Source organism: Shouchella oshimensis, from assembly GCF_002019765.1.
GTDB classification, from domain to species: Bacteria; Bacillota; Bacilli; order Bacillales; family Bacillaceae_D; genus Shouchella; species Shouchella oshimensis.
Map to the genome: position 1 here is coordinate 2,367,475 of NZ_KV917380.1, position 19,958 is coordinate 2,387,432.

The window sequence follows — 19,958 nt, forward strand, 5'->3', positions numbered from 1 at the left end:
TGTTTTACAATGAGACAAGTTGTGGATAAATTTCTGTAAGTAAGCGATAAGAGTGCAGGCGATCTCGAAGCTCTGGAGCGTGTGTTACGACCATTAATTCTTCTAATTGTAAGGCCTCTGAAAGTTCATCAAGCTTTGCTTTGACTGTAGTCTTGTCCCCAACAATTGTCGTTGAATCGCTTTTCTCTATTTGTTCTCGTGTTTTCGTATCTAGCTGGTTTAACAAATAAGCCGCTTCACTTTTAGTTGGAATAGCCCCAATAGGCTGGTTCATTGAGTGAAATGCTTGCCATACTCGTACGGAACGATGCAACAATTCGGCTTCTTCTTGGGTATCCGCACATAGAACGGATACGCAAGCAAATGCTTGTCCATCTTCTTTCTTATTCCGATAAGCGTTTAACACATGCTTTCCATTTTCATTATTCATAAAATGACCGTAAACATAATTAAGATTATGTTTACTTGCTAAGTGTGCGCTCTTTTCAGACGTGCCTAGCATAAAGACCTGTGGCTTCTCATAAGGCACAGGTGCTGCTTTTAATGTAGAAAAGCGATGTGCTTCAGGAAAATCACGTCTTAAAAAGTGCATTAACGTTTCTGTCTTTTCATCCATTTGATGAACATTTTCAATGAAATTTTCAGACAATGCTTCTGATGCTTCCGCTGATCCACCAGGCGAACGTCCTAGGCCTAAATCAATTCTGCCTGGAAACAAATTAGCAAGCATATTGAAATTTTCAGCAACTTTATACGGTTTATAATGCGGTAATAATATCGCTCCAGCGCCTAATCGGATGGAATAGGTTTTTGCACCGATGTAAGCAATTAAAATCTCAGGCGATGGCGACAGGAGCGCATCTAAATCATGATGTTCAGCGATCCAATAGCGGTGATAGCCAAGGTTTTCAGCGGCTAATGCTAAATCAGCTGTTTCTTTTAGCGCAATCTCATTAGTTGATTCAGATGAACGTGGTACTTGATCGAGGATACTAAGTTTCATCCAATGGAACCTTCTTTCTAACATAGCTTAGTATATACCGTATCGAAATTAGTCGAATTTAGCAACTAATATCCCCTCACAAACCACAATTCATACAGAACCTCGGTCTTCTTTTACATCCTTTTTCCATTTATTGAATAATTGGATGGCTTCTTTATTCTTTTTTTGTAAATTCATTGTAAAAGGAGACGAGAAAAACGCCGGTAAAATACTCTCTGTTGACTTTTTTGCTGTTTTCTTCACTTGCATCACCCACTTAAACAAGTTTGTATACTTTACGATATTCTACTTTACATCAATTGGTGAGCCTTGTTCTCATCATCTTCATTGAAGGAAAGCAAATCATAAATAGCAACAAGAGAAGCAAATAATAACGCATCGTATTCAATAATTCGTTCCTCTGACGACAACTTAATAACATAGTGCTCTCCTTTTAATATAACTGGGATAAAAATTAAACGATCTTTTTCACCGTAATACACATCTTGCCTTTCAAGCGTTGCACTGACAACCGTTCGATTAGAAAAATGAAACAAAAGGTGATCTTTTTCAGCCTTTGTCATGAAAGGAAAAAGATTCGCTTCAATATCGGTTTTCTCTGCGAACTTCATTAAAATTTCTCGCACACCTGTAATATATGCATCATGCCCACCAAAATAGACGTTAATTGTGTCACTTTTTAAAAGGCGAAAGAAAGCTTTTAATCGTTTTTCCTGTAGCTGCAAGACTTCTTGATTTGTTTCAATCAGTTGTCCCGTATCGATTGTCAATAGATTCGACCCAAATCGTTGTACGTATGCACTTAAAAAAACAAAAGCGTCAATGACAACAAACAAACAAGCAACGATAAGGTAGTGTAGCCAGTTTTCGAATAAGCTAGTTGGGAATAATGTCCAAGATAAAGCTGCACCGACTGTGAATAAGGAGTACCAAATTTTTCGTATAAAAGGAAGTTTTCTTTTTGTTGCATCTTCCCATTTCCAAGAAGCAAACACGTAAAAAGCTAGTCCACTTACGCTAACCCATACAAGAATTTGATAAAGTAACAGCATGCGAACTGCCCCCTTTTCCTTTTTCTGTATGAATATGTCGCATAAGCAATAAAAAGAGATCTTTTTTGTTGGGAAAATACAAAAAGGCGAACAAATTTTCACAATGCCATCATCTGCTGTAAACGAATCGCTCATATACAATAACCCGATCCGTTTGTCAGCAGCACCCTTATCACTTCTTTTAATACCATTCGTATACTAGAATAAGGCTTTCGGATTCAAAAACGCTGTATGAAGAAAGGTTTAAATGAAAAACGACCTTATCATACAGCGCTAATTTTTTTAAAGTGCTTGCCAAGCACTCATTATACGATTGTAAGAATCGATTTGCTTCTCTTCATCAAAAATAGTCGTTTGTAACATGATTTCATTTACATGCAGTTTCACAGCGAAATCATTAAGCTGTTGGGCGACTTTATTGGCTTCACCAATAAAGGATCCACTTAATTGTTCCATCACAAGCTGTTCTTCATGAGGTGTCCAAATATCGTCCATGTTTTCAACTGCAGGTTGTAATGTTCCTCGTTGGTTTCGAATCATTGAAAGAAACTGTTGGTAAAGAGAGCTAGCAAGTACGTGGGCTTCTTCCTCAGTCTCGGCAGCGATAGCATTCACGGCTATCATGCTGTACGGTTCACTTAACACCGAAGAAGGTTTAAACGTATCATAATAAAGGTTCAATGCTGGTACAATTTGTTTTGGTGAAAAGTGACCAGCAAACGCAAATGGTAAGCCTAATTCACCGGCCATTTGCGCACTGTAACCACTTGAGCCAAGAAGCCAAATAGGAACCTCTTCTCCTTCACCTGGTATCGCTCGTACATGAGGTCTTGACGATACTGGTTTAAAGTAATGACGTAATTCTTCCACAAGACTAGGAAAATCTTCTGCCTTTTGTCCATGTCGTCTTAATGCTTGCGCTGTTAATTGGTCTGTTCCTGGTGCTCGGCCAAGCCCTAAATCAATCCGATTTGGATGAAGAGCTGCAAGGGTGCCAAACTGTTCTGCAATAATTAATGGCGCATGGTTTGGTAGCATTATGCCTCCTGAACCGACACGGATCTGTGTTGTTTCCTGAGCAAGTTGTCCAATTAATACAGCTGTTGCTGAGCTTGCAACACCTTCCATATTATGATGTTCAGCAACCCAAAAACGATGATAGCCAAATGATTCAACAGCTTTTGCGCTACGAATTGTATGTTGTAATGCTTCTCTTACTGTTTTTCCTTTTCGAACTGGTGCTAAATTTAATGCTGAAAGTTTGATTTGCTTTGTCATTCTAAAGCCACCTTTCTTACTTTCGTTAGTGTAGCGATTCTTTCCACTTGTTTCAAATCAAACGATTTGACTGTTTGCATTGATTTTACTAGAATGAATGATAATCAGTCATTTTAATGAAAGAGGTCGAAATCACATGAGTCAGAATCGAAAAGATGACTTAGAACTGAAGGTTGTTACAAAAGAACATACGCAAGATTCTCTTGATTTGTTGAACTACGTGTTTCAAGTAACGAATCAAGACGTTTCCCAAATTGGCGAGTCGCAAATGGCTCTCTGGAAAAAACCAATCTTTGAACAAAGTTCGATTTTAGGATGGTTTTCTAAAAACAAGTTGATTTCACAAATGGTTGTGTACCCTTTTTCAGTTAACATTCACGGTCGTGCCTATAAAATGGGTGGTGTGACCGGAGTTGGAACGTATCCTGAATATGCAGGACTTGGACTCATGAATGATTTAATGAAAGAAAGCTTAACGTTAATGCGGGAAAAAGGACAAACTATCTCTTATTTGTTCCCCTACTCGATCCCTTATTATCGAAAAAAAGGCTGGGAAATTATATCGGATGTCATTACCTACACAGTGCGTGATACACAAATTCCGAAGCCTTATGATGTACCTGGACGTATTGAGCGAGTTTCATTTCATGATAAAGATATTCGTAAAGCTTACGAACAATTTTCAAAAAAAGAAAATGGAGCTATGATTCGTAATGAGCTTGCTTGGGATGAACATTTCAAGTGGGAACGAGATGATCTAATCGCTTGTGTTTACTACGATGCAAAAGAACAGCCAACAGGTTATATGTACTATAAGGTCGAAAATGAAACCTTTTTCGTTCAAGAAATGATTTTTAACAATGAAGAAGCTCGTCGTGGACTATGGAACTTTATTGGTGCTCATTTTTCGATGGTTTATTATGTAAAAGGAAAGATTTTTGCCAATGAACCACTCTCATTCTTTCTTGAAGACGGAGAAATTGAAGAAAAAATCTCTCCCTATTATATGGCGCGAATTGTTGATGTTGAAGAATTTTTACGTGGTTTTCCCTTTACTTCTTATGCAAAGCAAGCGATTGTTTTAAAGGTTAACGATCCTATGCTTGAATGGAATCAAGACGTATTTAAACTGACGTTTGAAAATGGTCAAAAAGTGGAACGAGTGAGTGAGGATACACCTGTTGATGCATCTCTTGATATTCAGACCCTCGTCACCCTTTTGCTTAACTACAAGCGAGCGAAAGACTTGAAAGAAATCGGGCGTATCGAAGCAACGAATGCAACAATTAGTTATTTAGAAGAGTTAATTCCAGACAATCAACCTTGGTTCTCTGACTATTTTTAATCAATGATTGACACGAATATGATCGAATGATAAAGTATATTTACTGATCATATTTGACCTAAAAAGTCGATAATGGTTGAACAATATCGTTTGATCAGTTATAATAAGTCTATATAAAACAGCTACTCCTTTGCGATAGCTGTTTCTTATACACCAAATGGTCAAATATAGTCAAAGTCAAAAATATTAAAAATGGGGGTAATGGAAGATGAAATGTCAACACTGTCAAACAAATGATGCCACAGTATCATTAAATCTTGTTGTAAATCAACACAAAAAACAGATGATCTTATGTGAAACGTGTTTACAAGAGTTACGACAAGTACATGGTCAGGCTGCCCCAACGCAATCCTTTTTTCAATCATTTATGGACGGGCAAGAACAACAGCCTCATCATACACAAATAAAAGAACAACAACATGAGAAAGATAGCTTTTTAACTCAATTTGGACACAACCTAACCTATGAAGCAGAGAACGGAAACATTGACCCTGTTATCGGGCGGGACCAAGAAGTAGAACGAGTCATTCAAGTTCTCAGTCGCCGAACTAAAAACAATCCAGTACTAATCGGTGAAGCCGGTGTTGGGAAAACAGCAATTGCTGAAGGCTTAGCACTACGAATCTCAAAAGGAAATGCACCTGCCAAATTGCTAAATAAACAAATCTTTTCTTTAGATTTTGCTTCTCTCGTTGCTGGAACAAGCTATCGAGGTCAATTTGAAGAACGCATGCAGCAATTAATTGATGAAGTATCTCAACGTGAAGAGATCATTCTATTTATTGATGAGCTTCATATGCTTGTTGGTGCTGGTGCTTCTGGTGAAGGAAATATGGATGCAAGCAACCTATTAAAACCAGCACTTGCACGTGGGCAAATGCAGTTAATCGGTGCTACAACATTAAATGAATACCGTAAGATTGAAAAGGATGCCGCCCTTGAACGTCGCTTCCAACCAGTAACTGTTAAAGAGCCGACAGAAGAGCAAGCATACGAGATTTTAAAAGGCTTGAAATCAGTCTACGAAGCGTATCATGGTGTAGCCTATTCAGACGAGGTATTACGTGCAACAGTAAGTCTTTCAAACCGCTATATTCAAGATCGTTTCTTGCCGGATAAAGCAATTGACTTACTTGATGAAGTTGGATCTCGCTTGTCCCTTTCTATTGAACATGAAGATAAAGCGTCACTTGAAAAGCGCTTAAATGATGTTCGCACACGTAAACACGCCGCTACTAAAAATGAACAATACGAACAAGCAGCTACGTTACGTGATGAGGAAAATGCCATTAAAGAGAAATTGAAAGAAACGGAATCAAACTTAACACCGATTAGCGTTAAAATCGAAGACATTCAAGCATTAATTGAAAAACAAACAGGTATCCCTGTTCAGAAACTCCAAAAAGATGAGCAGCAAAAAATGCGTGATTTAACAAGCCGTCTCGCTAGTAAAGTCATTGGACAGGAAGATGCAGTTTCAAAAACAGCGAAAGCGGTCAAACGTAGTCGCGCTGGTTTGAAGCAAGGCAATCGCCCTATTAGCTTTCTCTTCGTTGGACCTACTGGAGTTGGTAAAACCGAGTTAACGAAGCAATTAGCCGAAGAAGTATATGGAAATAAAGAAAATATGATTCGCCTTGATATGAGTGAGTTTATGGAAAAACACGCAGTCTCTAAATTAATCGGCTCACCTCCAGGTTATGTAGGACATGAAGAAGGTGGTCAATTAACGGAGCAAGTTCGCCGCAATCCGTACAGTATCATCTTGTTAGACGAAATTGAAAAGGCCCATCCTGATGTGCAACATATGTTCTTGCAAATTATGGAGGATGGTCGTTTAACAGACAGTCAAGGTCGAGTCGTTTCGTTTAAAGATACTATGGTCATTATGACATCCAATGCAGGCGTTGGGTCCCCTTCTCGTTCACTTGGCTTTAACGCTGAACAAAGTAAAACGATTGGCATTCTTGAGAGTCTGCATGACTACTTTAAGCCAGAATTCCTAAACCGTTTTGATGCATTGATTGAGTTTAATCAACTAACAGAAAACGATTTAATTCAAATTGTTGATGTCATGTTAGATGACCTTCGTAGTCGCTTAGATGAGCTAAACATGACGATTCATGTAAGTGATGACGCAAAACGAGAACTAGCGAAAAAAGGCTATCACCCTTCTTTTGGCGCAAGACCATTACGCCGCGTTATTCAGGATACAATTGAAGACGATATTACCGAACTTCTTATTGAAGATGGCGACATTACGCATATAGACGTGATACTGAAAGAAGGAATGTTACAAGTAAATGCTACACATGAATAAACTCTGGGGAATTCCCCAGAGTTTATTTTGCTTAAAACCCTTCCATTTTTGCGGCATACTTAAACGGTGACCATGCAACTCGATAATAAGCATCTTCATCAAACAGTTTAAGCCCTTTGTATCCTGGCCGAAAGTTGACCTCGATAAGAACAAAACGCTTTTGCTTTACATCAAAAGCAAGGTCAATTCCTAATTCAGCAAAATGATCATTCCGATAAATCGATTCAATCTTATCCGCTATTTCTATACACAATTGTTCAATTTCTGCTTCCATTGCTTTTGTGTGTCCACCAAAAATGTCGCTAAGCGGAAGAACTCTCCCCCCTTTTGAAAAATTGGTAATAAGCTGCTTCGCTTGAGCTTGTCGACACTCAATTCCATTCACTTGCCAATTAGCCGTTTCTTTTTGTAAAAATACCCTGACATCAAATGGTCGTGACTCCCATCTCTTTAAAGCAATCCATTCCTGTATGATATAGTCTTTTGAACGTAATTTGCGCTTATGAAAAAATCGTATTAGTGCTTTTTTGGTTAGCTTTCGTTTAATTGCTTGATCGGTCTTGGCGTAATCATAAACGAGATACTGGTTCCCCTGTTTTAATTTCGAAATCATATAAATACCCCGACCTTGGGAATTTAAAATTGGCTTTAATACAAATTTCGGCTTTTCCTGTAACCAACGTTCTAACTGATCTTCCTTTGTCCACTTTTCTGTCTTAGGCAAAACACGCTTTAACGTGCTATCTTCATTAAAGTGGGCATGAAGTTCCCATTTATCTGGTCGATTTGAATTAAAGATCGTTCCACCTTTTTGTCTTATAGTCTCTTTGAATGAATGAAATTCCTCTTGTCGCAAATGACGTCTATAAATAATCTTAGGAATTGGTACTACTTCTTCTTTCCATTTTTTTGTTTCTACACAGTACGTTAGTGCCTTTGTTTTCGCTTGTTCTAGGTTGACCCATTTGATTGAAAAAGCAGCTACTCTTACGCCGAGTTGAGTTTGTAATTTCATTCTTTCTTCATAATGTTCTTTCATGAATGCAGCGGTATAATTCAATGGTTGATCGCCTAGTAATAATCCAATATAGGGACCAATGGTTAGTTCGCCCTGCTTCACCCTCACTTGATAACGCTCTTTTTTATGAAGAGCTAATTCTTTTTGTACATTTTTATGAACGTAGATGGAAGGCGAATCATTTTCTCTCTCATCAAAATAAGAGATTGTGAGATTACGAGACGCGAGTCCATATGTTAGCTGTACTTGGTTATGACTGAACCATTTTTTCAAAAAAGACGGTACTAGAATCGTTTCTTCCTTTTGTTTTATTTTTGAACGAAACACCACAGAGAATGTGGTTGACATCATTTCTTCACCTCCATACATTCTATGTAACTACTCTATGTGAGGTGGATAGAATTCGATTAGACGTAAGGAGCGCAGGAAACGCACATATTTAACGTTCTCCGCTAATTACTACTGTTCAATTGAATAGGATTTTGATACGTTTAACTAGAGTTATACATTTTGTGAACAAGGACGTGAATAGATGGACACTTCAAAGCAGTATGCAGCGAGACTCGATGCAACTGATGCCCTAGCTCCTTATCAAAAAGAGTTTTATCTTAATAAAGACACCATCTATATGGATGGCAATTCATTAGGGCTACTAAGCAAGAGAGCTGAGCAGACGGTTCTACAAGTGCTTGAAGATTGGAAAACATATGGAATTGATGGATGGACAGATGGTCAATACCCTTGGTTCACTCTTTCTGAGAAATTAGGTTCGTCAATGGCTCCATTGATTGGTGCATCAGCAGAAGAAGTGTTAGCAATGGGCTCAACAACGGTCAATCTTCATCAATTACTTGCAACGTTTTATCAACCAACAGCTGACCGTTACGTTATTGTGAGTGAAGCCCTTAGCTTTCCGACAGATCTTTACGCCATTCATTCACATCTTGATCTTCATAGCATCTCTCATAAGGAAGGACTCCGTTTAATTGAGAGTCAAGACGGTCATACATTATCTGAGGAAGAGATCATTGCCTCATTTGATAATGACGTTGCAGTAGTTATTCTTTCAAGTGTACTCTATCGAAGCGGACAGCTATTATCTCTTGAACGATTAACAAAGGCAGCCCATGATAACGGAATTTTAATTGGCTTTGATCTTTGCCATTCTATTGGCTCTGTCCCTCATCAACTCAAGCAATGGGATGTTGATTTTGCTTTCTGGTGCACGTATAAGCATTTAAATGGCGGGCCCGGTAGTGTTGGCGGTTTATTTGTTCATGAAAAGCATCACACCGCATTGCCTGGCCTTAGAGGCTGGTTTGGTTCTGATAAGTCAAAACAATTCGATATGAGCCCGCTGTTTCATAAAAGTGCATCTGTAGGATCGTACCAGCTGGGAACGCCTCACCTTTTATCCATGGCACCACTCATTGGCTCGTTAGACATGTTTACTGAAGTTGGCATAGAGGCCATTCGAAAGAAATCCTTGGCACTCACCCATTATTTACGTTATCTATTAAACCAGCTACCAGACACTCAGTCGTTTACAATTTCGACACCTGTGCATGATAAGGAGCGCGGAGGGCATCTTCTTCTCGAGCATCCAGAAGCTGCACGCATATGTAAAGCACTTAAATCCCATGGTATTATTCCTGATTTCCGCAGTCCGAACGGTGTCCGCATTGCACCTGTTGCCCTCTATAATTCATTTACAGATGTTTATAAGACTGCACAAACCCTTGCAGCCATCATGAAAAATAAAACGTATCTACAATTTGAAAACAAACGAGGAGTGATTGCATAGATGGGTTGGATTGATATTACAATGCCACTACATAACGGTATTGCTCATTGGCCAGGCGACACACCTTTCTCCTACACATTATCGGCACCTATGGAAGAAACAGGGTCGGTGAATATAGGTGAAATTACGACTAGTACTCACACAGGTACTCATGCTGATGCACCGTTTCATTATCACGAGACAGGGGCAACCATTGATGCACTACCGTTAGAGACGTATGTAGGACCAGCTCTTATAATTACTGCTATTGGGGTACAAACCATTAATCAAGCTTTACTTGAAACGTATGATTTAACCGGTGTCAGACGCCTACTTATTAAAACAAAAACGAAAACGGATTCAACTGTTTTTCCAACAGATATTCCATACGTTACAGAAGATGGAGCAAATTATTTACTGAAGAAAGGTGTTTCTTTATTAGGTGTGGATGTCCCGAGTGTTGACCCATTAACCAGTAAAGACTTAGTCGGCCATCATAGTCTCGGCAAAGCCAATATCGCCATTATTGAAAACCTGATGCTTGATCATGTGGAGGCTGGCTTATATGAATTTATTGCCCTACCTCTTCGCATTGTTGGCGGTGATGGCAGCCCAGTACGTGCCATTATTAAACCTTTGGAGAGTGATTGACCATGACAAACAATAGCCAATCTGCTTATACAGACTTTAAAGATAAAATGACCTACAGTGATTATTTGCAGCTTGAACCGATTTTAAATAGTCAAAAGCGACTGTCTGATCATCACGATGAAATGTTGTTTATAGTGATTCATCAAGTAAGTGAATTGTGGATGAAACTAATGCTCCACGAAATACGTGGTGCGATTACCTCCTTGCAACAAGATCAATTTCAACCTGCCTTTAAACAGCTTGCTCGCGTTTCAAAAACCCAAGCACAAATTATTCAAGCGTGGGATGTTCTCGCTACATTGACACCAAGTGAATATGTTGAATTTCGAGATAGTCTAGGACAAGCGTCTGGCTTTCAATCCTATCAACACCGTCAACTCGAGTTCCTATTAGGCAAAAAAACGCCACATATCTTAAAAATCTATGAAAATGAGCCGACCATCTTAGCAGGGTTACAAGCAGATTACGAGAAGCCTACTCTTTACGATGAGGCCATTCAAGCCCTTGCACGGGCAGGGTTATTTTCAGATAAAACCATACTAGAAAGAGATGTAACAAAAAGCCATCAGTCAACGGATTCGGTTAGAGACGCATGGCAAATCGTTTATCAACAATCGAACCGCTATTGGAATCTTTACCAGCTCGCCGAAAAGCTCGTTGATCTCGAAGACTGGCATCAGCAATGGCGATTTCGACATTTAAAAACCGTCGAGCGAATTATTGGAATGAAGTCAGGTACAGGAGGCTCCGCAGGCGTTCATTATTTAAAAGCTGTTCTCGACGACTACTTCTTTCCAGAGCTTTGGGAATTACGCACAACCATTTAAAACCATTAAAAAACGTACAAGCTCCATTTTTATGCAAAGCTTGTACGTTTTTTTATTTGTTTTCGATAAAGCGAAAAGGGAAGTACTTTGCTTGTCCTGTGTTCTCAATCCCAATTCGCTTCGTCGCTACTGGTACTCCATTTTTTTGCCCGTTATAACCAATATAAAGCGGACCATCTATAAACGACTCTCCATAGGCGTTCATTGAAATACCCATTGCTTGTGTTAATTTTCCTGGTCCATTTGCAAACTGTTTGTCCTGAGCAGATTTCCCTCTTAAAGATTCCATTTTTTCAATTCCGCATACAGGCTCAATGCCTCGAATGAGCACGGCTTCAGGCTGACCACTTCTTTCTGCAACGACATTTAATAGACAATGCGTATGCATCGTATACGTATAAACATGTCCCGGGTCCTCGTACAAAATACGAGTACGTTTGGTTTGTTTTCTGCCGTAACTATGACAGGCTCGATCCAAAACACCTAAATATGCTTCTGTTTCGGTAATTCTACCCACTAGAAGCTCTCCATTAAGAAAATGAACTAAATAATTTCCGATAAGTGCTTTTGCTAAATCGATTGTTGACTGAGCATAAAAATGGGCTGGCATTCTTTCAACAGACATAAAACCTTCCTTTCCTATTAACTAAGTCGAATGTCTGATGTTGGGACAATTGGTAGCAATTGACCTAGCGTATAACTCACACCAATGAAGACGACCAACAACAAAAGAAATTGCCCATCGACCCAACGGTACGACATAGGATAATAAAATGTTCGTTTTTCTTGGGTAAACTGCTTTGCTTCCATCGCCACCGCTAGTTTCTGTGCTCGTCGAATCGCCTGAGTTAGTAACGGTATAACATAAAAGGATACCGCTCGATACAGACGTTTTCCTCCTGGCTTTTGTTTTGCATTTCTAATTTGATAAGCATGACGAAGCGTTTGGAACTCCCCTACCATAATCGGTAGCATTCGCACCGCCGCTAAAAAGGCATAAGCAAACGTTGGTGGTAGCTTAAGCTGCTGCATCAGAGAATAAAATAAGAGTACAGGCTTTGTCGTTAGAAGAAATAGTAAACCAAGAGTTGCAAATAAAGTTGCTCGTATGCCTAGATGAAGACCTGTATAGAAGCTTTCCTCTGTAATATGAAGTAGTCCCCATTTTACCCAAGTGGTTTCACCTTGTCCAAAGAACATCATTGTTGTTGAAGCAGAGACAAATAAAAGAACAAATGATGCAACATATAAAAGTACATATCGTTTAGGGTGCCCTGAAAAAAAGACTGTAACGAGAAGGGCACATACAACCATAAAGAATAATACATTTGGATTGTGAATGAGCACAATGACAAAAAACAGCGCAAGCAAACAAAGAAGTTTAACTGTTGGATTAATGCTTGTGAGAAATGTATCATGTAGCGAGTACACCTTCAAGTTGCCTCCTTTCACTCGGAATAAGTGCTCCATTTTTTACATGCCATTCTTGTGTCGCAAACAGACGAACAAGCGTTTTATCATGTGTAACCATCACGATTGTGCCACCTGATTGACGAAAGTCCTCCATTAAATCGAGCAACGCAAACGTATGGTACGCATCCTGACCAAACGTAGGTTCATCAAGAAAAAGAAATGGTTTTGAATGAACAAACGCTGTCGCTACGCTTAGTCGTCTTTTTTGACCAACAGAAAGCCTGTATGGATGAACAGTACAGTATTCAGAAAGCCCGAACCGCTGTAGAATTGTCTTTACTAGGGCTTTTTCGTCGGCATTCGTTGCTGAAAAGAGCAATTCTTCTTCCACATTGGTTGTAACAAATTGAAATTCTGGATGTTGAAATACAAAGTTAATTCGATCTGATACATGTTCTTTCCGATGTACGAGTTCACCGTTTAATGTGTATTGACCTTTATGGTGAAGTAAATTCATTAATCCATAAAGCAGCGATGATTTGCCTGCACCATTCACCCCAGTTATACAAATCCAATCGTTCTCATATACAGTCGCTTCCTTAACGGTAACAAGTGGTTTTTTTCGTCTTAAAAGCTGCCAATCGTTAAGTGCTAGCACCTCTTTTGGCTGTTTGAAACGGCGAGTAACCGTTTTTTCTCTTGCGTAGTCCTCCCACGAATGTGGATGCCAGATCCCAGCAGCTATTACTTCTTTTCGATACTCGTTAAAGAAAACACTAGCCTTTGAATCCGCTACTAGCTGCCCTCGATGATTAAAGAGTAGAACTCGATCCATATGTGGGAGTGCCTCTGTAATTCGGTGCTCAACGGCTACAACGGTCTTTCCTTCAGCATGTTTCGCCACTTCATTCCATAATTGAACTGCCCCATCAGGATCAAGCAAAGCAGAAGGCTCGTCTAACAACATACATTCTTTATCATGGAGCATGGCTGAAGCTAAAGCCAATCGTTGCTTCATTCCCATAGATAATGTTTGGATCGCTGTATGAGGCTGATCCTTTTGTAAACCAACCGTTGTGAGCATTCTTTTTATAATGGCGAGCATGTCCTCTGAAGCGACTTGCTGATTTTCCAACATAAATGCAAGCTCTTCATCTACATAAGGCATACAAAACTGTGAGTCCGGATCTTGAAAGACGTAGCTGCACGGTGGGACTTGATACAAATCAGCGTTTACTTCAAACTGGTTCGTTGTCTCGAGAAGTTTAGCAATTACTTGTAACAAAGTCGATTTCCCTGCACCACTTGGCCCTACAATTAAGACTTTTTCACCTGGTTTAATTGTGCAGGAAACTCGATCTAAAATGAGTTTCCCACTCTGTTGATCTCGTACAGTGAGCTCCTTTAATACAATTGGTTGATGCGCATTCATGAAAACGGCCTTCCTTTATGATGTGATCCAAACGAATCCAGAACCCCTGTCTTTTGCAATGCTTGTACCAGTTTAGCAGCTAAAACACCTGTAATGAGAATGGCACCAATCGTTCGTAAACTTATTCGCACAACGAGCGCCCACGTTGTCAGTTGACCAATGTTGGCATATAAGAAATCTAATCCAATTGAAGCAAAACTTGCAAACACACCACCTAGCATGGCAGTCCAAATGGAGTACACTTTATAACGGAAGAGTGCAAAGGCTAACTCCATACCGATTCCTTGGAGAATGCCATATATAAGCAATATGCCACCATACGGAGAGCCTGCGATAAATTCTCCAGATGCCGCAGCCGTTTCAGCAATTAAAGCTACAAACGGTTTTTTAATAATTAAAGCCGCTATTGTCCCTGCAATAAACCACATCCCATAGATAAGCTGCTCCAGTTGTAAACCAAATAATCCAACAACGTCTGTAACAGGACTCCATAATCGGTAAACAACCGCAAACACTGTGGCAATCATAACTGTCACAATAATATCAACTAACGTCAGCCTATTCTTCTTTTTCATTTTGACTCCTATCCACCACTATGAACACAAAAAACGTTCCATCTAAACGACGGAACGACGCATGCAAATAAACTGGCTAGACTTTTAACAACCAATTGGTTTACATATCGCACTTCCCTTCGCTAGCATTATCTAGATCAGGTAAAGGGTTAAGGATTTATCCTCTCTCAGCTTTTCGCACCCCTAGTGGATTTTATAATTTTTGTTAAGCTAATTAGATCATATTCGTGAAGCTTTATCAAGGGAATGTTTCACTTTCTCTAAACGAACTAACTCTTCCAGCGATTCAATCATATAGGTAGCATGGATACTCGTTTCATTTGCTTGGTTCTCTCGATTCAGCCACACAGATGGAATGCCACTTGCATTTGCACCTTTAATATCTGTATGAAGGTTATCACCAACCATAATGGCTTCGTGGGGTTCTAGCTCCAGTCGATGTAAGGCTTCCTCAAACATTAGAACGTCAGGTTTCCCTCTTCCAAATGACCCAGATATAAGAATATGATCAAAATAGGGCACAAGCTCAGGTGTTAATTCTAGCTTTGTATTTTGTAAATCTGGTGAGCCATTAGTCAGTAACACAAGATGAACTTTATCCTTCAAAGCATTTAATGTTGAAAACGTGTCGTCATAGACAACCGGGTGTTTACGACGCTCCACCGGAAATACATTTGCTAGATGTTGGGCAAACGCTTCGTTGTCAATGCCCACTTTTTTCAACCCTTCATGCCATGCTGCTTTTTGATAAACCGGTGCAATCTCTCTTAACGCTTTAAAGCCTTCCTCTTCATCACGAAAGCTGCCCCATAATCCTTCAAATGGATTAATCCCAATGTTCACTGTGAAAGGATACGTTTCATAGGACTGATAAAGTCTTCTTGCTTCTTCCCTTACCCACACCTCGAGTTCGTTTGGATCGAGTTCTTTTTCAATAGCTGCTTGTAAACACGTTTGCTTAAATGCTAAGGCGATACTTTTTTTATCCCAAAGCAAGGTATCGTCTAAATCCAGAAATACAGCTTTTATCATTGGTTCCCTCGCTTTACCCATTAATCGTTATCAATTTCAACAATCCACCCGAAACGATCTTCTTCTTTTCCAACGTGTAGATCTGTTAAGTAATTGTATAGTTTTTGAGCTAAAGGACCCGTTTTATTATGATGGATGGTAATGTTTTCATCGTTCCATTCTAATTGTCCAACTGGAGAAATAACCGCAGCAGTTCCGGTTCCAAACACTTCTTCTAAGATCCCATCTCGATGAGCTCGAAAGATTTCTTCTATTTCAACTTGCTGTTCTTTTACAGTTAATCCCCAGTCTTTTAGCACCTGAATGACACTATTTCGCGTGACACCATCAAGAATACTATCGTTTAACTTAGGAGTCACAATCTCGCCATTAATTTTAAAGAATACATTCATGCTTCCGACTTCTTCGACGTACTTCTTTTCACTTGCATCTAGCCATAATACTTGCGCCTTTTGCTTAGCTGTCGCGCGCTCCTGGGCTTTATATGCAGAGGAGTAGTTGCCGGCTGTTTTTGCTGTACCCGTTCCTCCAGGTGCAGCACGAGTATAGCGTTCCTCGACTAAAATACTAACTGGTGACATCCCTTCTTTGTAATAAGCACCTACTGGGGATAAAATCACCATTAGTTTATACGACTGAGAAGGAGCCACACTTAAATTCGGTTCTGTTGAAATAATAAATGGACGGATATAAAGAGAAGTCCCTTCTTTTTCAGGAATCCACTTTTTATCAATGATCAACAATTCTTTTAAATAACTTAATAATTGTTCTTCATCAACAGGTGGAATCGTTAACCTTTCACTAGAACGATTAAGACGTTTAATATTCATATCCGGTCGAAATAAACGAATGGTTCCGTCTTCTTTCGAACGATACGCTTTTAAGCCTTCAAAAACAGTTTGTCCATAATGAAATACCATTGAAGCTGGATCAAGGGTTAAAGGCTGGTATGGAATAATACGTGGGCTATACCACCCCTTCTCTTCAGAGTAATCCATAATAAACATATGATCTGTAAAAACAGTTCCGAAAACAAGAGAATCTGGATCTGGTTTTTGCTTTTCGTGGGTACATTTCATAACTTCTAGCGTATGTTCTGACATAAAAAAGCTCCCTTTCTTACTCCTTATAAAATAAGTATCTTTGTCCATACTAAATCAAAATAGGATTTTTTATCATATAACTATAACATGAATTTGTATTTTCAAACAGTTTAAACATTACAAACAAACACTAAGTATGCACTAAAGAAGGGATGAAACATGAGACGATACGAGGAATTGCGTAAAGGTGAGGGTGGGGCATGGTTAAGTATTGGCACATACCTTTTCTTGGCTAGCTTAAAACTAATCATTGGTTACCTCTTTTTGTCACAAGCCCTCGTGGCAGACGGCTACAACAATGCTGCTGACATTATTGTTTCCGTAGCTGTATTAGTTGGTTTGCGTATCTCCCAGAAGCCACCTGATCATGACCACCCATATGGTCATTTCCGAGCTGAACATATCGCAGCACTCCTAGCTTCGTTTATTATGGCGGTTATCGGTTTACAAGTCTTACTAAGTGCCGGTACAACGCTGTTTGCAAATGAACGAGTTGAAGCACCTAGTTTGATTACTGCCTGGGTAGCTGGCTTTAGTGCAATTGTTATGCTTTTTGTCTATCGCTATAACCGGAAGTTAGCAGATAAAATTAATAGCCAAGCATTAAAAGCGGCTTCACAAGATAATAAGAATGATGCCCTAGTCAGTATTGGTGTTGTCATTGGAATTGTAGGGTCTCATCTTCATTTGAGCTGGATTGATCCTTTAATGGCTTTTTTAATTGGTCTTATTATTTGTTATACGGCCTGGTCCATTTTTAAAGAAGCAAGTCACTCGTTGACAGATGGATTTAGTGAAGAAGCACTCCAACCCTTTACATCAACCGTTTTAACGATTGACGGTGTGGAAGATGTATTGAACATTAAAGCAAGACAAGTTGGTTCAACCATTTACGTTGATGTAACGATTTCCGTTATGCCATCTATGACCGTTCGCACTAGCCATGACATTGCCGACCTTATTGAAAAAACGCTTCGAGATCATCATGATGTAACAGAAACAACTGTTCATGTTGAACCAGCTGCAATGTAAATCAAAAGAAGCTGCAGTCGTTTCTGCAGCTTCTTACTTGTTTAATTTAAGACGGTCACCTGTACGTTTTGACGTCCAAATTGAAAGGCTTCATCTTTCGTTTGCACGTATAAATCAATCTTATGACCTTTTATCGCTCCGCCTGTGTCTCCTGCAATAGCCTCACCATAGCCTTCTACATAAACCCTGCTACCGAGAGGAATAACATTGGGGTCAACAGCAACTACTTTTTGGTTTGGATTCGCCCGTAAATCAATACCTGTTCTCGTAACACCTGAACATCCTTCACAATAAGCTGTATATGCTGTCGCTTCCATGGTCATAGTTTGACCTGCAGACTCGTTGACAGACGTAGTCACTTCTTCCTCCACAGTCGTTGTCTCTTCTTCTACATTCGCAGTTTCTTGCTCTTGATGGTTTACTTCTGCTTCCGTTGTAACTTCTACTTGTTCGTCCTCACTACTAGTCGTATCTTCATTTTGTTCTGCTTGTGCAATTTGTTCTTTCTGCCCCTTAGAAGTCGGCGGTGATTCAACAACATTGGCTATCTTTGTTTGATTGTAATAAAGATGCGCATGTGTTTCTGGTCCTGCGATGCCGTCTACAAGTAAATGATTTGCTTGCTGGAAAGCAATCACTGCTTGTGTGGTAAGAGGGCCGAACTGACCATCAATTGAACTACTATAATAATTTAACTCTTGTAGCTTTTTTTGCAAAGCTTCCACCAGCGATCCCTCGCTCCCCTCTTGCAATACTTCTAAAGCACCTAGCGTTTGCTTACCAACAATGCCGTCTACACTTAAGCCATGCTCTTCTTGATAGGCTTTCACCGCTTCAACAGTTGCCTCATCTAAAATGGAGGAGATATGCTCTTCTTTTAAAAAATCTTGCTCAACTAATTGGTTTTGTAGCCACTCTACTCGTTCACTTTCTTCATATGATTCAAACGTTTGCACAGCTGTTGCATATGTATGTTCTGGCAGTAAAAATAGTACCCCCATTAGGAATGTAGCAATCATACTAATCATATATTTCATTACGAACCTCTCCTTATTTGCTTTTTCCTTATTTTCCATTAATCCACTTTTGTTTCGGTGGCGAAAAGCCTCTGAAGTCTTCATAAACAAATGAACGCCTCCTTCTTGTAATCTGTTCCATACCTACTCGTTGTTGTCCTAAATTAATACCTATTACAGTCCATTTAATCTTTTTGTAACGTATTTGTAACAATATAACGGTCATAAAGAGCACGAAACCACTACCGGTTCATACGATATAAAAAACAAGAGGAGGATTCGTATGACCAACTACACCGATATGCTCGCCGCCTTTGGAATTGGTAGCGCCCACCCTGGTGGTTTTAAAAAATCGATCGCTATGATTATGGATATGAACATTGATGAAAGATCGATTGTTCTTGATTGCGGGTGTGGAACTGGTCAAACTTCTGCCTACATTAAACAACAATTTGATTGCGAGATGATTGCACTTGAATGCCATCCTCTAATGATTAAAAAAGCACAACAACGGTTTACTGACAGCCTTTTATCTATTGATTTACATCAAGCCTCTATAGAAGCGATTCCATTAAAGCCAAGCTACGTTGATTACGCACTAACAGAATCCGTATTAAGCTTTGTCTCTAGTAATCATGCTTTAGCCGAACTATATCGCGTATTAAAAAAAAGCGGCAAACTTTACCTGAATGAACTCGTTTGTTTCGCCCCTTTATCAGCTGATGAGCGATTGGTACTGCAAAACGCCTATGGGTTTACTTCACTCTTTTCACAGGATCAATGGATAGATCGATTAACAAAAGCGGGTTTTAGCACTATTGAAACAATGGAGATGTACACAGCAGAATCAATGCAGAATGATGAAACAGATAAAGGAAACGATATGCGACCGTCCGAATCGATTCACTCCCACTTCTATGAAAAAATGCATCAACACCAGTCATTGATGGCAAACTATAAAGATAAAATTGGTCACATTATTATAAAAGCATCAAAAACGGCAATGTAAGAATCCCTGCTTGCTCGAAATCGCTTTCATGTGGTATGGTCATAGCGAATCTTCGAGCATGATCGCTTT

The 19,958-nt window shown here is 39.5% G+C and carries 19 protein-coding genes and 1 riboswitch; of the genes, 7 read left to right on the plus strand and 12 right to left on the minus strand.

The window, feature by feature from the left end; genetic code table 11:
- Window positions 1-4: 4 nt before the first annotated feature.
- The 4 genes from BK583_RS11795 to BK583_RS11805 all read right to left on the minus strand — a co-directional run bounded on the left by BK583_RS11795 (window position 5) and on the right by BK583_RS11805 (window position 3,333).
- A complete protein-coding gene (locus BK583_RS11795; RefSeq protein ID WP_055735897.1) occupies window positions 5-1,003 on the minus strand; it encodes an LLM class flavin-dependent oxidoreductase in 999 nt (332 codons plus the stop codon).
- A 90-nt stretch (window positions 1,004-1,093) separates the two neighbouring features.
- Entirely contained in the window at window positions 1,094-1,246 is a 153-nt protein-coding gene (locus BK583_RS20730; RefSeq protein ID WP_158318519.1) for a hypothetical protein, read from the minus strand.
- A gap of 47 nt (window positions 1,247-1,293) precedes the next feature.
- On the minus strand, window positions 1,294-2,055 hold the full coding sequence (locus tag BK583_RS11800) for a type II toxin-antitoxin system SpoIISA family toxin (RefSeq protein ID WP_055735898.1): 762 nt from the start codon (window positions 2,053-2,055) through the stop codon (window positions 1,294-1,296).
- Between the two features lie 282 nt (window positions 2,056-2,337).
- The gene (locus BK583_RS11805) at window positions 2,338-3,333 is read right to left on the minus strand and encodes an LLM class flavin-dependent oxidoreductase (RefSeq protein WP_055735899.1); all 996 of its coding nucleotides are present in this window, start codon (window positions 3,331-3,333) and stop codon (window positions 2,338-2,340) included.
- 136 nt (window positions 3,334-3,469) lie between these two features.
- Between BK583_RS11805 and BK583_RS11810 the strand changes: the two genes are divergently transcribed.
- Window positions 3,470-4,678, plus strand: coding sequence for a GNAT family N-acetyltransferase (locus BK583_RS11810; RefSeq protein WP_038479428.1), 1,209 nt, complete (start codon window positions 3,470-3,472; stop codon window positions 4,676-4,678).
- A gap of 208 nt (window positions 4,679-4,886) precedes the next feature.
- The gene (locus BK583_RS11815) at window positions 4,887-6,998 is read left to right on the plus strand and encodes an ATP-dependent Clp protease ATP-binding subunit (RefSeq protein ID WP_055735900.1); all 2,112 of its coding nucleotides are present in this window, start codon (window positions 4,887-4,889) and stop codon (window positions 6,996-6,998) included.
- Between the two features lie 31 nt (window positions 6,999-7,029).
- Here BK583_RS11815 and BK583_RS11820 read toward each other — a convergent pair whose 3' ends face one another.
- Window positions 7,030-8,367, minus strand: a complete 1,338-nt coding sequence (locus BK583_RS11820; RefSeq protein WP_055735901.1) for a YheC/YheD family endospore coat-associated protein — start codon at window positions 8,365-8,367, stop codon at window positions 7,030-7,032.
- Window positions 8,368-8,548: 181 nt separating this feature from the next.
- Here BK583_RS11820 and kynU point away from each other — a divergent pair, with 181 nt between their 5' ends.
- The 3 genes from kynU to kynA are packed head-to-tail and all read left to right on the plus strand — an operon-like array spanning window position 8,549 to window position 11,277.
- On the plus strand, window positions 8,549-9,820 hold the full coding sequence (gene kynU / locus BK583_RS11825) for a kynureninase (RefSeq protein ID WP_055735902.1): 1,272 nt from the start codon (window positions 8,549-8,551) through the stop codon (window positions 9,818-9,820).
- Window positions 9,821-10,450: an arylformamidase gene (gene kynB, locus BK583_RS11830; protein WP_055735903.1), complete on the plus strand. Its 630-nt coding sequence runs from the start codon at window positions 9,821-9,823 to the stop codon at window positions 10,448-10,450.
- Window positions 10,451-10,452: 2 nt separating this feature from the next.
- On the plus strand, window positions 10,453-11,277 hold the full coding sequence (gene kynA, locus BK583_RS11835; protein ID WP_038479415.1) for a tryptophan 2,3-dioxygenase: 825 nt from the start codon (window positions 10,453-10,455) through the stop codon (window positions 11,275-11,277).
- A 52-nt stretch (window positions 11,278-11,329) separates the two neighbouring features.
- Here kynA and BK583_RS11840 read toward each other — a convergent pair whose 3' ends face one another.
- The 6 genes from BK583_RS11840 to BK583_RS11865 all read right to left on the minus strand — a co-directional run bounded on the left by BK583_RS11840 (window position 11,330) and on the right by BK583_RS11865 (window position 16,832).
- Window positions 11,330-11,902 (minus strand): DNA-3-methyladenine glycosylase, encoded by a 573-nt coding sequence (locus BK583_RS11840; protein WP_055735904.1) that lies wholly within the window; start codon window positions 11,900-11,902, stop codon window positions 11,330-11,332.
- A gap of 17 nt (window positions 11,903-11,919) precedes the next feature.
- A complete protein-coding gene (locus BK583_RS11845) occupies window positions 11,920-12,708 on the minus strand; it encodes an energy-coupling factor transporter transmembrane component T family protein (protein ID WP_236702371.1) in 789 nt (262 codons plus the stop codon).
- Window positions 12,692-14,122 (minus strand): ABC transporter ATP-binding protein, encoded by a 1,431-nt coding sequence (locus BK583_RS11850; RefSeq protein ID WP_055735906.1) that lies wholly within the window; start codon window positions 14,120-14,122, stop codon window positions 12,692-12,694. The genes BK583_RS11845 and BK583_RS11850 overlap by 17 nt, the downstream gene beginning before the upstream one ends.
- Window positions 14,119-14,697 (minus strand): ECF transporter S component, encoded by a 579-nt coding sequence (locus tag BK583_RS11855; RefSeq protein WP_038479404.1) that lies wholly within the window; start codon window positions 14,695-14,697, stop codon window positions 14,119-14,121. Before BK583_RS11855 ends, BK583_RS11850 begins: the two co-directional genes overlap by 4 nt.
- A gap of 97 nt (window positions 14,698-14,794) precedes the next feature.
- Window positions 14,795-14,892: riboswitch (TPP riboswitch) on the minus strand.
- A 24-nt stretch (window positions 14,893-14,916) separates the two neighbouring features.
- Entirely contained in the window at window positions 14,917-15,729 is an 813-nt protein-coding gene (locus BK583_RS11860) for an HAD family hydrolase (RefSeq protein WP_055736069.1), read from the minus strand.
- 20 nt (window positions 15,730-15,749) lie between these two features.
- The gene (locus BK583_RS11865; protein ID WP_038479401.1) at window positions 15,750-16,832 is read right to left on the minus strand and encodes a branched-chain amino acid aminotransferase; all 1,083 of its coding nucleotides are present in this window, start codon (window positions 16,830-16,832) and stop codon (window positions 15,750-15,752) included.
- A 159-nt stretch (window positions 16,833-16,991) separates the two neighbouring features.
- On the opposite strand from BK583_RS11865, the gene BK583_RS11870 reads away from it, so the two are divergent.
- Window positions 16,992-17,864: a cation diffusion facilitator family transporter gene (locus tag BK583_RS11870; protein ID WP_055735907.1), complete on the plus strand. Its 873-nt coding sequence runs from the start codon at window positions 16,992-16,994 to the stop codon at window positions 17,862-17,864.
- Between the two features lie 41 nt (window positions 17,865-17,905).
- On the opposite strand, the gene BK583_RS11875 is transcribed toward BK583_RS11870, so the two are convergent.
- Window positions 17,906-18,985 carry a peptidoglycan-binding domain-containing protein gene (locus tag BK583_RS11875; protein WP_139366189.1) on the minus strand — a complete coding sequence of 360 codons (1,080 nt, stop codon included), beginning with the start codon at window positions 18,983-18,985 and terminating at the stop codon, window positions 17,906-17,908.
- 178 nt (window positions 18,986-19,163) lie between these two features.
- Between BK583_RS11875 and BK583_RS11880 the strand changes: the two genes are divergently transcribed.
- Window positions 19,164-19,889: a class I SAM-dependent methyltransferase gene (locus tag BK583_RS11880; protein WP_055735908.1), complete on the plus strand. Its 726-nt coding sequence runs from the start codon at window positions 19,164-19,166 to the stop codon at window positions 19,887-19,889.
- Window positions 19,890-19,958: the final 69 nt, after the last annotated feature.